The organism is Pseudomonas imperatae (assembly GCF_057128625.1).
Window position 1 is genome coordinate 115,512 of record NZ_JBSKHP010000006.1, and the last position, 15,497, is coordinate 131,008.

The 15,497-nt window shown below is 67.0% G+C and carries 13 protein-coding genes; 4 read left to right on the forward strand and 9 right to left on the reverse strand.

Translation table 11 applies throughout. The features are described 5' to 3' along the window. Positions 1–5 precede the first annotated feature (5 nt). From ACWKWX_RS09825 to ACWKWX_RS09860, 8 genes are all read right to left on the reverse strand, one after another. The gene (locus tag ACWKWX_RS09825) at positions 6–1,583 is read right to left on the reverse strand and encodes a flavin monoamine oxidase family protein (protein WP_483827648.1); all 1,578 of its coding nucleotides are present in this window, start codon (positions 1,581–1,583) and stop codon (positions 6–8) included. 13 nt (positions 1,584–1,596) lie between these two features. Next, a complete protein-coding gene (locus ACWKWX_RS09830; RefSeq protein ID WP_483827649.1) occupies positions 1,597–2,514 on the reverse strand; it encodes an ABC transporter substrate-binding protein in 918 nt (305 codons plus the stop codon). A gap of 5 nt (positions 2,515–2,519) precedes the next feature. Beyond that, a complete protein-coding gene (locus ACWKWX_RS09835; RefSeq protein ID WP_416424230.1) occupies positions 2,520–3,305 on the reverse strand; it encodes an amino acid ABC transporter ATP-binding protein in 786 nt (261 codons plus the stop codon). Then, complete coding sequence (locus ACWKWX_RS09840) at positions 3,298–4,254, reverse strand: amino acid ABC transporter permease (RefSeq protein WP_483827650.1); 957 nt, start codon at positions 4,252–4,254, stop codon at positions 3,298–3,300. Before ACWKWX_RS09840 ends, ACWKWX_RS09835 begins: the two co-directional genes overlap by 8 nt. Positions 4,255–4,264: 10 nt before the next feature. Then, the gene (locus ACWKWX_RS09845) at positions 4,265–6,700 is read right to left on the reverse strand and encodes a TonB-dependent receptor plug domain-containing protein (protein WP_483827651.1); all 2,436 of its coding nucleotides are present in this window, start codon (positions 6,698–6,700) and stop codon (positions 4,265–4,267) included. 522 nt (positions 6,701–7,222) lie between these two features. After that, the gene (locus ACWKWX_RS09850; protein ID WP_483827652.1) at positions 7,223–8,023 is read right to left on the reverse strand and encodes a class II aldolase/adducin family protein; all 801 of its coding nucleotides are present in this window, start codon (positions 8,021–8,023) and stop codon (positions 7,223–7,225) included. A gap of 112 nt (positions 8,024–8,135) precedes the next feature. Then, positions 8,136–9,041, reverse strand: coding sequence for a LysR family transcriptional regulator (locus ACWKWX_RS09855; protein ID WP_416424226.1), 906 nt, complete (start codon positions 9,039–9,041; stop codon positions 8,136–8,138). A gap of 89 nt (positions 9,042–9,130) precedes the next feature. Continuing rightward, positions 9,131–10,006, reverse strand: coding sequence for an alpha/beta fold hydrolase (locus ACWKWX_RS09860; protein WP_483827653.1), 876 nt, complete (start codon positions 10,004–10,006; stop codon positions 9,131–9,133). A 202-nt stretch (positions 10,007–10,208) separates the two neighbouring features. Here ACWKWX_RS09860 and ACWKWX_RS09865 point away from each other — a divergent pair, with 202 nt between their 5' ends. The 4 genes from ACWKWX_RS09865 to ACWKWX_RS09880 all read left to right on the forward strand — a co-directional run bounded on the left by ACWKWX_RS09865 (position 10,209) and on the right by ACWKWX_RS09880 (position 13,734). Beyond that, a complete protein-coding gene (locus ACWKWX_RS09865) occupies positions 10,209–11,120 on the forward strand; it encodes a LysR family transcriptional regulator (RefSeq protein ID WP_483827654.1) in 912 nt (303 codons plus the stop codon). Between the two features lie 111 nt (positions 11,121–11,231). Then, a complete protein-coding gene (locus ACWKWX_RS09870; protein WP_483827655.1) occupies positions 11,232–12,431 on the forward strand; it encodes an NAD-dependent formate dehydrogenase in 1,200 nt (399 codons plus the stop codon). 7 nt (positions 12,432–12,438) lie between these two features. Next, entirely contained in the window at positions 12,439–12,936 is a 498-nt protein-coding gene (locus tag ACWKWX_RS09875) for an HPP family protein (protein ID WP_483827656.1), read from the forward strand. 120 nt (positions 12,937–13,056) lie between these two features. Then, positions 13,057–13,734: a TetR family transcriptional regulator C-terminal domain-containing protein gene (locus ACWKWX_RS09880; protein ID WP_483827657.1), complete on the forward strand. Its 678-nt coding sequence runs from the start codon at positions 13,057–13,059 to the stop codon at positions 13,732–13,734. A 279-nt stretch (positions 13,735–14,013) separates the two neighbouring features. Here the strand turns inward: ACWKWX_RS09880 and ACWKWX_RS09885 are convergent, their stop codons facing one another. Then, positions 14,014–15,372: an Nramp family divalent metal transporter gene (locus ACWKWX_RS09885; RefSeq protein WP_483827658.1), complete on the reverse strand. Its 1,359-nt coding sequence runs from the start codon at positions 15,370–15,372 to the stop codon at positions 14,014–14,016. Between the last annotated feature and the right edge of the window lie 125 nt (positions 15,373–15,497).

The window sequence follows — 15,497 nt, forward strand, 5'->3', positions numbered from 1 at the left end:
AACGCTTACGAAGCCAGCGCCGTCTGGCGTTGGCGAATCACCTGTTCGGCCAGTTGCCCGACCACCCGCCGCGCGGCGTTGGCCGCCGATTCCTGCCAGATACCGATGCCGCTCTGCCCCAGGCCGTCGCTGGCCAGGTACACGCGGCCCTGGGGCACCTCCAGCAAGGCGTGGGCGGCTGCCGGGAAATGCTCGCGTTGCAGCCACGGCCCTTCGCTGTAGGCCACCTGCTCCCAGGACACCGCCAGCGGGTGGCGCAGGTGCCGGGACTGGCCAGGGTGCAACAGCTCCACGGCTTCGGCGGACGACGCGTATTGCTCGGCCAGGGGCTTGTGGCCGAACTGGGCGGCGCCCTCGCCGGTCACGTAGCCGGCCACCAGCAGGCCTTGCGGGCTGTTGAGGTCGTTGCTGGGGTACCACAGCAGGCGCGCCGGGTGCTCCAGCCACGACAGGCCGCCGTAGATGCGGTCTTTCTGTTCCCAGAAGCGCGGCGCCTGCCACGCCACCTTGGTGGCCTGGTCGTTGCGGGTGCTGTGCAGGGCGGCCTTGAAGGGTTCGCTGAAGTCGGTGTCCAGGCGCGCCAGCAGCGGCAGCGGCAGCGTCGAGATCAGGTAGTCGCCGCGTTCCAGGCGGCTCTCGCCACTGGCCGCGTCGTCGTAGGTGACGCTCACCCCTTCCCCGCTTTGCCGCAACTGGCGCACCACCGCGCCGAACTGCAGCTCATCCTGCAAACGCTGTTCGAACGCCGCGGCGATGCGGTCCATGCCGCCCACCGGTTGCAGCATGGTCGCGGAGAACTCCGGGTACTCGGTGTGCAGCAGTGCGCCCCACAGCTCCGGGTGCAGCAGCCGCTCCAGCGCCACCGGCGCGCCGAAGCCTGGCAGCGCGCCGGGCGCCGGCGCGGCAATGCCGTGGCCGGCACGCAGGCTGCCCTCGTACACCAGTTCCTGGGACAGGTCGCCGTAGCCTTGCAGGAAGGTCAGCAGGCGGCTGCGCTCCTCGGCCGACAGCTGATCGTCCAGGGCGTCGCGGTTGATGGCGGTGGCCAGCAGGCCGGCCAGGTGGCCGCGGGTGTCGTTCAAGGCCTGGCGCACGCTGAACGCCGGTTGTTCCAGGTCCGGCCGCAGCTGCGCGCTGTGGGTGGTGTTGACCAGCACTTCCAGGGGCACGCCCAGCTGGCTGCAGTAGTCGAGGATGGTCTTGTGCTGGCTGGGCAGCCGCGCGGGGCCGGCGTTGAAGTACAGGCCCGGGGCGAACTGCGCGGTCTGCCGGCGGCCGTCCAGGTACTCGACTTCGTCGCCGTGGCGCAGGGTCCAGCTGCGCCCGCCCACGCGCTGGCGCGCTTCCAGGATGCGCACCTGGAAGCCGGCGCGCTTGAGCTCGAACGCCGCCACCAGGCCGGCGATGCCGGCACCCAATATCAGCACCTTGGTGCCTTTGCCGGCCTGGCCGTTGTAGTCCAGCGGCTGGTGTTGCAGGTGGGTCGAAGGGCCCAGGCCCAGTGCTGCCAGGGCGGCCTTGGCGGCTGTTTCGCCACCCACCGCGTTGATGCTGGCCAGCGCCTCACGTCGTGTCAGGGTCATGGTCGCGCTCCTCTCAGTCCGGCAGGCCCGGTGGGTTGATCAGCGAATGGTCGATACGCTCGTCGGCCAGGCCCCAGCGCTGCAGCACGCTGGCGTACTGGCCGCCGGCGATGGCGCCTTCCAGCGCTGTCTGGATCGGCGTGACCAGGCCATTGCCCTTGCGCGTGGTCACGGCGATGTCGGCCTTCAGCGGCCAGCCGCCGTTCACCAGGCCCACCTGCTTGATGCCGCCGCGGGTGGCGGCGATGTAGGCCAGCAGCGAGTTGGGCGCGAAGAACGCGTCCACCCGGCCCGATTGCACGGCCAGGGTGGCGGCGGCCTGGTCGTCGAAGTACACCAGGGTCGCCGGCGCCAGCCCGGCCTTTTCATTGGCTTCGTTCCAGGCCAGCAGCACCTTCTCCTGGTTGGTGCCCGAGCCGACGATGACTTTCAGGCCGGCGATGTCCTTGGCTTCCTTGATGGAGGTGATGGCGTTGCTGGCTTTCACGTAGAAACCCAGCACGTCCTGGCGGTAGGTGGCGAAGTCAAAGCGTTTCTTGCGCGACTCGGTCACGGTGACGTTGCTCAGCACCGCGTCGTATTTGCCCGAGCTGACGCCCAGCGGCCAGTCCTCCCAGCTGGTCTGCACCACTTTCAACTGCAGGCCCAGGCTGTCGGCGATCAGCCGCGCGGTGTCGGCCTCGCTGCCGATGGTGGTCTTGTCGTCGCTGGCCAGCAGCGCCAGGGGTGGGCCCGAGGCGCCGGCGATGGCCACGGTGAAGGTGCCCGGCTCGACGAACTTGAAGCCCGCCGGGATCTGCGCGATGGCGGCCGGGTTGCGTGGCGCATCGATGTGCGCCTGCTGCGGGCTGAGGTCGAACGGCGCCGGGGTTTCTGCAGCCAGCGCCGGCAAGGCGGCGGCAAGGGCCAACAACACGAAGGCATGTTTCATGGCAGTCATTCCTTTAACAGGGGGGCAGTCAGCACCTTGCCCAGGAAGGCAGCGGTGCGTGGGTGACGCGGGTGTTGGAAAATCACTTCGGGTGGGCCCTGCTCCACGAGCTTGCCGTCCACCAGGAACACCACGTGGTCGGCCACCTCGCGGGCGAAGCCGATCTCGTGGGTGACCACCACCAGGGTGGTGCCGGTGGCGGCCAGCTGGCGGATCACGTCCAGCACCTCGCCCACCAGTTCCGGGTCCAGGGCCGAGGTCGGCTCGTCGAACAGCAGCACCTTGGGCCGCAGCGCCAGGGCGCGGGCGATGGCCACGCGCTGTTGCTGGCCGCCGGACAGCTGCCGCGGGTAGGCGTCGGCCTTGTCCTGCAGGCCGACTTTGGCCAGTAGCGCCAGCGCCTGTTCGCGGGCGTCGGCGCGGCGCCACAGCTTGTGCGCCAGGGGCGCTTCGGTAAGGTTCTCGAGCACCGTCAGGTGGCCGAACAGGTTGAAGTTCTGGAACACGAAGCCCACGTCCAGGCGGCGCTTGAGCACCTCGCGTTCCTTGAGCTCGTGCAGCTGGTTGCCCTTGCGCCGGTAGCCCACGTACTCACCGTCGATGGTGATGTGCCCGGCGTCGATCTTCTCCAGGTGGTTGATGGTGCGTAGCAGCGTCGACTTGCCCGAGCCCGACGGCCCGAGGATCACCGTGACCTGGCCAGGTTCGACCGTCAGGTCTATATCATTCAGCACCCACTGGCTGCCGAAGCGTTTGCTCACGCCCTGAATCTCGATGCGCCCCTCAGCCATGGGTGTGCTCCTTCAGCCAGCCCCGCAGGCGTTGCAGCGGCGTGGGCGGCAGGTTGCGCAGCGCGCCGCGGGCAAAGTAGCGCTCCACGTAGAACTGCAAACTGGTGAGCGCGCTGGTGATCAGCAGGTACCACACCGTGGCCACGATCAGCAGCGGGATCACCGCCTGGGTGCGGTTGTAGATCACCTGCACGGTGTAGAAGAGTTCCGGCAAGGCCAGCACGTAGACGATGGAGGTGCCCTTGACCAGGCCGATCACCTCGTTGAACGCCGTGGGCACGATGGAGCGCAGCGCCTGGGGCAGAATGATGCGGAAGATCCGCCGGCTGGCCGGCAGGCCCAGGGCGGCGGCCGCTTCATGCTGGCCGTGGTCCACGCCCAGGATACCGCCGCGGATGATCTCGGCGGTGTAGGCCGCCTGCATCATGCCCAGGCCCAGCACCGCCACGGTGAACTGGCTGAGCACGTCCACCGTCGACCACTTGATGCCCAGCTCGGTGAACGGCACGCCCAGCCACAGGTACTCGTACAGGTAGGCGAAGTTGTAGAGGATGATCAGCACCAGCAGCGCCGGCAGCGAGCGAAACACCCAGATGTAGCTCCAGGCCAGGGCCGCCAGCAGCGGCGAGCGCGACAGCCGCGCCAGCGCCAGGCCGGTGCCCAGCACGGTGCTGAGCAGCGCCGCCAGCACCGTCAGTGCCAGGGTCTTGCCCAACCCCTTGAGCACCGCCGGGGCGAGGAAATACTCGGCGAACACGCCCCACTCCCAGCGCGGGTTGGTGGCCAGGGAATGGACGATGCCCACCAGCACCAGGGCGGCGAAGGCCGAACCGACCCAGCGCCACGGGTGGCGGGCCGGGACGATGTGCAGCGTGGTGTCGACCCTGGGCGTGGCCACGGCGGGCCGGGCTGGGGCGCGGTAGTGCGCGGCGTCGGAAACGATAGGCATGGCAGACTCCTTAGAAGGTGTACGTCAGGCGGGTGTAGTAGTAGCCACCGGTGAAGCCGTACGGCGAATAGGTGCCGTAGCTGCTGACCATGGTGGAAGACGGCACGCCCTGTTTCTTGGGGTAGACGTCAAACAGGTTCTTGGCGCCCACCGCCAGGCTCAAGTCCTTGGTCAGGTGGTAGCCCACGTCCAGGTCGGTGATCCACTGGGCTTTCCACACGCGGTCCAGGGAACGGTCGTCGGCGTCGTTCACCTCCTTCCACGAGCCGTAGCGGGTGAAGCCCAGGTTCACGTCGAACCTGCCGATGCTCCAGGCGCCGCCCAGGATCAGCTTGGTCTTGGGTTGCACGCCGGTGAGCAGGTTGCGCGCCTCGCGGTCCATCAGTTGGTACTGGGTGCCGCCGATGTCGGTGGCCGCGGTGTAGCTGAGGATCTGGGTTTCGTTCCAGTTGAACGCCGCGGTGTATTTCAGCGCGCCCCAGGCGCCCAGGTCCTGCTTGTAGTTGCCCACCAGGTCGAGGCCCTTGGTGCGGGTGTCGGCGCCGTTGAGGAAGTACTGGCCGCCGGAGGTGGAGGTGATGCCGTTGCTCTGCAGCACCTGGGTGACCTCGTCGCCCAGCAGCGTGCCGGTCAGGGTGATGCGGTCGCGGATGTTCACCACGTAGGCGTCGGCGGTCAGCGTCAGGTCGTCGGTGGGCGTGTAGGTCAGGCCCAGGCTGAAGTTGGTGGAGCGCTCGGGCTTCAGGGACTTGGCGCCCAGGGCCTTGGCCGCTGCCGAATCCACCGGCAGCACGCCGTAGTTGATGGACTGGTAGACGCCATCGACCACGCCGTAGGTGGTGGAACGGGCGCTGAACAGGCTGTCGGCCAGGGACGGCGCGCGGAAGCCGTTGCTGACGGTGCCGCGCACGGCGAACTTGGGGGTGAATTCGTAGCGGGTGGTCAGCTTGCCGCTGCGGGTGGCGCCCACGCCTTCGTTGTAGTGCTCGTAGCGCACGGCGGTGCCCAGGTACCACTGCGGCAAGGGGTTGATGCCCAGGTCCAGGTAACTGGCGACGTCGTTGCGGCTGGCGCTGGCCTCTTCCGCTGGCGAGATGCCGTTGGTGACCTGGGCGCCGGAGGACGCGCAGTTGCCGGCCGACACACAATAGCCGCCGTCGGCATAGGAGGCGTAGTCGCCCTTCTTCACTTCATAGCTGTCGCGGCGGTGCTCCAGGCCCCAGGACACGTCCATGGGCTTGCTAAGGCCCACGTCGTAGTTGCGCTTGAAGTCGAGGTTGGTGGTCAGTTCGTCCGACACCCAGGTGCCGTTGGTGAAGCTGTTGGGCGTGGCCTCGCCCAGGGACGGGTTCTGGTTGTGGAAGCTGCCCTGGGTGGCTTCGTTGCGGCCATAGGTGGTGGACAGGTCCCAGTCCCAGGCACCGACGAGGCCCTTGGCGCCGAAGGCGGCCTGGTAGTCGTCCTCGGTGATGGTCCAGGTCGGCGTGTAGCCGCCTGGGTAGCCGTTGGGACCTGTGGTGATGGTGTTGGTGATGGTCGGCAGGCGGAAGTTCTGGCCCTGCTCGGCCTCGCGGTGCGACACGGTGCTGAACGAGTACAGGCTCAGGTCATCGTTGAGCGGCAGTTCGGCGTTGTAGGCCAGGTTGTACAGGTCGATCTTCGGCGTGCCGTAACCGCCGTAGGTGGAGGTGCCGGCCTTGTTGTAGGCCTGGGCGTAGGTGTAGCCATTGGCGCTGGCCTTGTTGTCGTCGTTCTGGTTGCGCGCGTCCAGGCTCAGGTGGACGATGCCGCCGTTGCCGATCTCGAAGCCCTTGTCCAGGCTCTGCTGCACGGTCTGTTTCTTGCCGTCGTAGCCCTCGCCGACATTGGTCACCGAGGTGCCGCTGGCGTCGGCCTTGAGGATCACGTTGATCACCCCGGCGATGGCGTCCGAGCCGTACTGGGCGGCGGCGCCGTCGCGCAGCACTTCGACATGGTCGATGGCGCCGATGGGGATCATGTCCAGGTCCACCGGGGCGGCGCCGGTGTTGATGCCGTTGATGTTCAGGGTGGCCGCGGTGTGGCGGCGCTTGCCGTTCACCAGCACCAGCACCTCGGCGGCATTCATGCCACGCAGGTTGGGCGCGCGGGCCATGCCGCTGGCGTCCCAGCCGGTCTTCTCCGGCAGGCTCAGCGAGGGAATGACGGCGCTGAGGGCTTCCATGAGGCCGGGTTTGCCGGTGGCTTGCAGCTGCTTGGCGCTGACCACATCGATGGGCACCGGGCTGCTGGTGACGGTGCGCTGTTCGGCGCCGCGGTTGCCGGTGACCACCACGGTGTCCAGGGCGCTGTCGTCGGCCTGGGCGGCGCCGGCGAACAGCACGCCGGCCACGGCCAGGGCCAGGGGGCTGAAGGTAACCGTGGGGGTAAGAGGATTGCGTCCACTGCGTTGGCTGACGAATTCCATGGGTGTTGCGACTCCCGTCCAACACCTGCACGCGGGGTGCCCGTCCGGGGCACCGATAGGCTGCAGGCCTGATCTGATGGATACCATCCGGGGGTGGGGGTAGGTGGTCTGGGATTTAAGATAGGGGAATAACGGCTTGGCGTATAATTCTATTTGAGCATATGAATCTATGATTTTATTTTATTGTTTTTTGCCTATTACATTACATAAATGAATTATATTTTTGGTATTTACCCGCCCACGTAGCAGCGGCCGCGAGGCCGCGTCCAAGGCCACACCGCGGTAGCGCTGGACGCGGCCCGGCGGCCGCTGCTACAGGGAGGTTTTAGGGTTCACCGCGGTGTACCGGGAACAGCGCGGCGCCCAGGACGCGGCCTGCGGCCGCTGCTACAGGAACCCCGTTGCGTGCGGGGTAGGAGCCGGCCTTGGCCGCGATGCAGGCGACACGATCGGCAAGGTATACGCATTCACGTAGCAGCTGCCGAAGGCTGCGTCCGGGCCCAGCGCGCCGCCACCTGCCCCTCAGTTTTTATAGTCGACGTCGGTGCGTTCCAGCTGGCGGATCAACGCGTTCCAATGGCGCGCCACGCCGGGGCCGTCGCCGGCGGAATGGCCCTTGGCCTGTTCTTCCACCTTCGCTACCACTTCCCGTGGCGGGAACACCAGCTCCCCATTGCCAGCCGCCTGGGCCGCCACCTGGATGGCGCAGGCGCGCTCCAGGCCGTGCAGCTGCTGGAAGGCGTGCTCGACGCTGATGCCGCCGGTGAGCAAGCCGTGGTTGCGCAGAATCATCACGCTCTTGTCGCCCAGGTCGGCGACCAGGCGCTCGCGCTCGTCCAGGTCCAGGGCGATGCCCTCGTAGCCGTGGTAGGCCACGCGGCCCGAGAAGGCGATGGCGTGCTGGGAGATGGGCAGCAGGCCGTCCTTCTGCGCCGACACGGCAATGCCGTCGCGGGTATGGGTGTGCAGCACGGCCTTGAGGTCCGGGCGGGCGCCGTGGATGGCGCTATGAATCACGTAGCCGGCGTAATTGATGCCCAAGCCGGTGGGGTCGTCGACGATAGTGCCGTCAAGGTCGACCTTGACCAGGTTGGAGGCATTGATCTCGTCGAACAGCAGGCCGAAGGCATTGATCAGGAAGTGCTCTTCGGGGCCTGGCACGCGGGCCGAGAAGTGCGTGTAGATGTGGTCGGTCCAGCGGTGCAGGGCCGCCAGGCGGTAGGCGGCGGCCAGCTTGACGCGCACCTCCCACTCCTCGGGGCTGACGCGGTCGCGGACGTGGGTGGCGGTAGGTTGAAGCGGTAAGGATGTGACGCTGCTCATGGGCACTGCTCCCTGTGGGGCCGAGGACTGTCGTGCACGCAGCCTAAGCGCCTCGGGGAGCATTTAAAAATCACATTTTATTCTAAGCTAATTATTATATTTTTTTATGTTGTCAGGCGGCATCACGGCTTTTCTTCAGCGACCGGGCCACCAGCTCGCCGAACGCCTCCACCGGCCCCTGCAGGTTGCCGAGGAACCGCGGGAAAATCAGCCACAGGTCCATCACCGGCTTGAAGTCCTTGAGCGGCACCACCGCCAGCAGGTCGCGGTGGGCGCTGCGCTCCAGCAGGTCGCGGGGCACCAGGCCCAGGCCCATGCCCTCGGCCACCAGGCCCAGCTGCAGCTCGGTGCCGAAGGTTTCCAGGTTGATCTTCAGGCCCAGGCCCTGGTCCGACAGCGTGCGCTGCAGGCCGGCGCGGAAACCGCAGCCGTCGGGATTGAGCACCCAGCCGCCGTCGTAGACATCGGCCAGCTTGCACGGGCGCTTGGGCACGCGGTCCTTGGCGCACACCACCACCAACTCCATCTTGCCAATGGACTCGCCGATGATGTTGTCCGGGAAAATCTTGCCCGCCGGGAACAGCGCGGCGGCGGCGTCCAGCTCGCCCTTCTCGATCTTGCCCACCAGGTGGCTGCCCCAGCCGGTGGCCACCTGGGCGCGCAGCGCCGGGTACTGGTGGCGCAGGTGCTTGAGGGCATCGAGCAGCACCACGTCGCCGATGGTCTGCGGCACGCCCAGGCGCAGCACACCGGTGGGCGGCGCGTCGCTGGCGACCAGTTCGCGCAGGGCGTCCATCTCGCGCAGGATGGTGCGGCACTGGGCGTACACCTGGTGGCCGATGAGCGTGGGCTTGAGCGGCTTGGTGTTGCGGTCGAACAGCTCCACCCCTAGCGCCTGCTCGAAGTTCTGCACGCGCCGGGTGATCGCCGGCTGGGTCAACTGCAAGGACTCGGCGGCATGGCTGATCGATTGGCAACGGATCACTGCGACAAAAGCATCGATATCATCAATTTTCATTCGGGCCGCACATGGTAAAGATGGGACAAGATGTGCGAAAAGCATAGTCCCATTCGCCCTGGGCAGGCAACGGCGATTCGGTTATGGCCTCATAGCAGGAAAGCCAGGGCTTCATCCAGCAGCAACTGCGGTGCTTCCTCGGCAATGTAGTGCCCGGCCGCCAGCGCCTTGCCGCGCACGTCGCTGGCCACCTTGCGCCACTCCTCCAGCGGCTGGAAGCAGCGGCCCACCACGCCTTCGGCGCCCCACAGGACCAGCAGCGGCAACTCCAGGCCATGGCCACGGGCGAGATCGGCGCGGTCGTGCTCAAGGTCGATGGCGGCGCTGGCGCGGTAATCCTCGCAGATGCCGCGGGCGCTGCCGGGCCGTTGCAGGCAACGCAGGTATTCGCCGAAGGCCTCGTCGGTGAACGGCGCCAGGCCGGCGCTGCGGCTGCCCATGACGCTGCGCAGGTAGCCATCGGGGTTCGCTTCGATGAGGGTTTCCGGTAGCGGTGCCGGGCGGATCAGGAAGAACCAGTGCCAGTAGGCGCGGGCGAAGGCTTCGTTGGTCTGCGCGTACATCGCCAGGGTCGGCGCAATGTCCAGCAGCACCATGCGCTGCGCCACGCCGGGATGGTCCAGCGCCAGGCGGTGCGCCACCCGCGCGCCACGGTCGTGGGCCAGCACCGCGAACTGCTCGAAGCCCAGGGCGGCCATCAGCGCCACGTTGTCCTGGGCCATGACGCGCTTGCTGTAGGCCGCGTGGTCGGCGCTGGCCGGCGGCCGGCCGCTGTCGCCGTAGCCGCGCAGGTCGGCGGCCACCACGGTGAAGCGTTGGGCCAGTTGCTCGGCCACCTTGTGCCAGATCACGTGGGTTTGCGGGTGGCCGTGCAACAGCAGCAGCCCGGGGCCGCTGCCGCCGATGCGGTAGGCGATGTCGACGCCGTTGACGTGGGCCTGGGCCTTGCGGAAGCCGGCGAACATGAGGGGTGATCCTTTTTATTGGGAGGGCTGCCAAAGCATATTAGCAACGGCAATCCAATCAATAGCGCCGCCGTGGCCGCATAAGCCACGAATCGTGAACGCCCCCGGCCCTTCAACGATCGCGACCGGGTGTAGGGGTGCCGGCCGCAATCGTTATATAGTTTTATATATAGCGAACAACCATAACAACAAGGGCACCCTCATGCTGCTGCGCCAACTCACCTACCTCGTCACCCTCGCCCAGGAGCGCCACTTCGGCCGCGCCGCCCAGCAATGCAACGTTTCGCAGCCGGCCCTGTCGGAAGCCATCCGCACCCTGGAGCAGGACCTGGGCGTCGCCGTAGTGCAACGCAGTCGGCGTTTCGAAGGCTTCACCGCCGATGGCGAGAAGGTGCTGGTGTGGGCACGGCGCATCCTCGCCGACTGCGGCGCCCTGCGCCAGGAAGCGCGCAACCGCGAGCAGGACCCGGCCGGCGTGCTGCGCTTGGGGGCGATACCCACGGCGCTGTCCATGGTGCCGCTGATGACCGACCCGTGCCTGGGCAGGTACCCACGCATCAACCATCAGGTCCACACCCTGGCCACCTCGGAAATCGTCCAGGGCATCAGCAACTTCGAGCTGGACATCGGCCTCACCTACCTGTCGGACCCGCGCCTGCAAGCGTTCGAGACCCACCCGCTGTTCAAGGAACGCTACGTGCTGATCGCCCGCGACGACACCGGCCTGCGCGGCAGCCAGGGCGTCGGCTGGGACGAGGTGGCCGCCCTGCCCCTGTGCCTGCTGACCCGCAACATGCAATGCCGCCAGGGCATCGACCAGGCATTCGCCGACGCCGGGGTGCAGGTGACGCCGCGGGTGGAGACCGACTCGATGATGGTGCTGTACGGCCACGTGCGCTGCTCGGGCCTGTACAGCGTGGTGCCGCACAGCGCCCTGGCGCTGACCGAGATGCGCGACGAGATCAGCGCCATCCCCATCCTGCCCGAGCTGCAGCGCGAGATCGGCCTGGTGCTGCTGCGCCGCGACCCGCAGCCGCTGGTGCTGGCCAGCGCCGTGGCGCTGTTCACCGGGCTTGACCTGCAGCGCCGGGTGGACGCCCTGCTGCAGTGTTGATAGGCGGCCCTGATCTACAGATCGGAACAAGCGATTGGCCCTGGCGGCGCCCATGCCGGAGGATCGGCGCCAGACAGCACAGCCTGTCTTCCAATCCTTCAGGAGGCTCCAATGGCGAAGATTGTTTGCGTACTCTACGACGACCCTGTCACCGGCCAACCTCACACCTACGCCCGCGATGGGCTGCCGCACCTGGACCGCTACCCCGACGGCCAGACCCTGCCCACCCCCAAGGCCATCGACTTCACCCCGGGCACCCTGCTGGGCAGCGTCTCCGGCGAACTGGGCCTGCGCAAGTACCTGGAGAGCAACGGCCACCAGTTGGTGGTCACCTCCAGCAAGGACGGCGTCGACAGCGTGCTGGAGCGCGAACTGCATGACGCCGAGATCGTCATTTCGCAGCCGTTCTGGCCGGCCTACATGACCGCCGAGCGCATGGACAAGGCGCCCAGGCTGAAGATGATCGTCACCGCCGGCATCGGCTCCGACCACACTGACCTGCAGGCGGCCATGGACCGCGGCATCACCGTGGCGGAAGTGACCTACTGCAACAGCAACAGTGTCGCCGAACACGTGGTCATGACCACCCTGGCGCTGGTGCGCAATTACCTGCCGTCGCACCAGTGGGTGCTCAAGGGCGGTTGGAACATCGCCGACTGCGTGGCGCGCTCCTACGACGTGGAAGGCATGCACGTGGGCACGGTGGCCGCCGGGCGCATCGGCCTGCGGGTGCTGCGCCTGCTCAAGCCGTTCGACATGCACTTGCACTACATGGACCGCCACCGCCTGCCAGAGGCCGTGGAGAAAGAGCTGAACCTGACCTACCACGCCACCCTGGAAAGCCTGGCCAAGGCCTGCGACGTGGTGACCCTGAACTGCCCGCTGCACCCGGAAACCGAGCACATGATCAACCAGGAGTCGCTCAAGCATTTCAAGCGCGGCGCCTACCTGATCAACACCGCGCGCGGCAAGCTGTGCGACCGCGACGCCGTCGCCGCGGCCCTGGAGAGCGGCCAGTTGGCCGGCTACGGTGGCGACGTGTGGTTCCCGCAACCGGCGCCGGCCGACCACCCGTGGCGGCGCATGCCCCACCACGGCATGACCCCGCACATCTCCGGCACCAGCCTGTCGGCGCAGGCGCGCTATGCCGCCGGCACCCGCGAGATCCTGGAGTGCTACTTCGAGCAGCGGCCGATCCGCGAGGAATACCTGATCGTGCAGGGCGGCCAGCTGGCGGGGGTAGGCGCGCACTCCTACAGCGCCGGCAACGCCACCCAGGGCTCCGAAGAAGCCGCACGCTTCAAGCGCTGAGGTGCCCATGAGCCAGACTCCGTCAGGCATTACCCTGAACGCGGCGTCGGCGGCGCGGGCGCGGGCCGGCCAGCTATTGCTGACCGGCCTGGGCACCCTGCTGGCCGTGGCCCTGATCGCCACCCTGGCCAGCCGTAGCGGCCAGCCCCTGCTGATCGGCTCGTTCGGCGCCACCTGCGTGCTGCTGTTCGGCTTCCCCAAGGGGCCGTTCTCGCGGCCGCGCAACGTCATCGGCGGGCACCTGCTGTGCTCGTGCACCGGGCTGGCCTGCCTGGCGCTGCTGGGCCCGGGCATTTTGCCCATGGCCGTGGCAGCAGCGCTGTCGGTGATGTTGATGGGGCTGACCGACACCACCCACCCGCCGGCGGGCGGCAACCCCATCATCATCTTCATGACCTTGCCGGGCTGGGATTTCGCCCTGGTGCCCACCCTGGCCGGCGCGGTGCTGTTGACCGCGACCGCCTGGGGATACTGGCGCCTGGTCGCCTTGCGCAAGCGTGGCTGAAGCAGTGGCCGCTGCCTGGACGCAGCGGCCTCTACGCAAACGCTATATAGTTTTGTATATTGCGATTCTCAATTCCCTTCCGCGCACAGCACGGGAATGAAGCACAACAAGGATCCGCCGATGTACATCATGCCTTTCGACCCCCGGCTGGACGCCAGCCCCCCTGCCCCCGCGCCGCAGTTGCCGGTGCGCGAGCACATCCTGCAGGCCGCCTGCCAGGTGTTCGCCCGCGAAGGCTTCGATGCGGCCACGGTCAACGGCATCGCCCAGCACGCCGGGCTGCCCAAGCCCAACGTGCTGTACTACTTCAAGTCCAAGGACAACCTCTACGCCCAGGTGCTGGAAAGCATTGCCACGCCGTACCTGGACGCCTGCCTGTCACTGCACGACGACGACCAGCCGGTGGCGGCCCTGACCCGTACGGTGAGCGCCATGGTGCAGCTGTTCGAACGCCAGCCGTTTGCGTCCAAGGTGTTCATGGTCGAGCTCAAGGAAGGCGCCACGCGCCTGCCGCCCGCCTACGCCGAACGCTGGGCGGCGCGGGTGAGCGAACACATCGAGCGGCTGGGCCGCTGGGTAGACGCCGGCCTGCTGGCCCCGGTGGACCCGCGGCACCTGTTGCTGTCGACCTGGGCCATCGCCCAGTCGTGCATCAGCCTGGGCTGGCAGGTGCCAGGCCTGCGCGGCCGCGAGCAGCTGGAAGCGATCGACTACGCCGCCGCCACCCAGACCGCCACGCGGCTGCTGGTGGAAGGCCTTACGCCCGTGCAGCCAGCGGCCCAGCGCAAGCGCGCCTGATACACCCCACCTACTGACTCCCCCTGGGTTTTGTACCTGTTTTACGGGCGATTTTGCCGTGTTCAGGCACTGACATTTGATAATCCTATATTATCAACTCTTTATAAATTGAAATTACCGCAAAATACCAAGCGACAAATCATATGTAATTACAGGGTACGTAATACAGTACGAAATCGTAGCAGCTGCCGCAGGCTGCGTCCTGTGCACCACCGAATAACGGACACGCCAATGACGCGGCCATGCGGCCGCTGCTACGGTGGAGAAAAAAAGGAGGGGTTAGAGGCTGCCCAGCGTGTCCCACAGCAGCTTCAGGTTCAGCACCACGATCACCGCAGCCACCAGCCAGGCCAGCACCTTGGTCACCGGGCCGATGACCAGCTCGCCCATGCTGCGGCGGTCGGAGACGAAGCTCACCAGCGGAATCACCGCGAACGGCAGCTGCATCGACAGCACCACCTGGCTCAACACCAGCAGGCGCGCGGTGCCCTCCTCGCCGTACAGGCTGGTGACCGCGATCACCGGCACGATGGCGATGCCACGGGTCAGCAGGCGCCGCGCCCAGTCGGGGATGCGCAGGTCGAGGAAGCCTTCCATGACGATCTGCCCCGCCAGGGTGGCGGTCACCGTGGAGTTGATGCCCGACGCCAGCAGCGCCACGCCCAGCAACGCCGAGGCGATGCCCACGCCCAGCAGCGGCGACAGCAGGTGGTAGGCCTGCTCGATCTCCACCACGTCGGTGTGGCCGCTGCCATGGAAGACGGCAGCAGCAGTGATGAGGATGGCGGCGTTGACGAACAGCGCCAGGGTCAGGGCGATGGTGCTGTCGGCCACCGCCCAGCGCAGGCCGCTGCGACGGCCTTCCGGGGTGCGCGGGTAGGCACGGGTCTGGACGATGGAGGAATGCAGGTAGAGGTTGTGCGGCATCACCGTGGCGCCAATGATGCCGATGGCGATGTACAGCATGGCCGGGTGGGTGACAATGCTCGCCTGGGGGATAAAGCCCTGGAACACTTCACGCCATTGCGGCTGGGCCAGCACCAGTTGCGCGGCAAAGCAGGCGAATATCAGGGTCAGCAAGGCAATGACGAAGGCTTCCAGGGCGCGGAAGCCGCGGTTCATCAGCAGCAGGATCAGGAACACGTCCAGCACGCAGAGCACGGCGCCCCACAGCATAGGTATGCCGAACAGCAGGTTGAGGGCGATGGCCGTGCCGATCACCTCCGCCAGGTCGCAGGCGATGATTGCCGCCTCGCAGGCCAGCCACAGGGCAATGCATACCGGCTTGGGGTAGCGCTGGCGGCAGGCCTGGGCCAGGTCCAGGCCGGTGGCGATGCCCAAGCGCGCGGCCAGGGCCTGCAGCAGCACGGCCATGATGTTCGACAGCAGGATCACCGACAGCAGCGTGTAGCCAAACTGCGAGCCGCCGGCGATGTCGGTGGCCCAGTTGCCCGGGTCCATGTAGCCCACCGCAACCATGTAGCCGGGCCCGGCGAACGCCAGCAGGCGGCGCAGCCAATGGCCATTCGCGGGCACGGCGACGCTGCCGTTCATCGCACCCAGGCTGGGGCGGGCGGCAAGGGGGAGCGTGCGCCTGTGGCGGGCCGTGTAGTCGGCCTGGTGGTTATCCGTATTCAAGGTCGCGCTTCGCTGTTACTGAGTCGAAAACTGCCGGCGAAACAAAGCGCCTATCTGCTGAACGTAGCGGCTTTGCGGAAATTTACTCGCCTGGCGAATTATTTCCGACCACAGGGCTGGGTGAA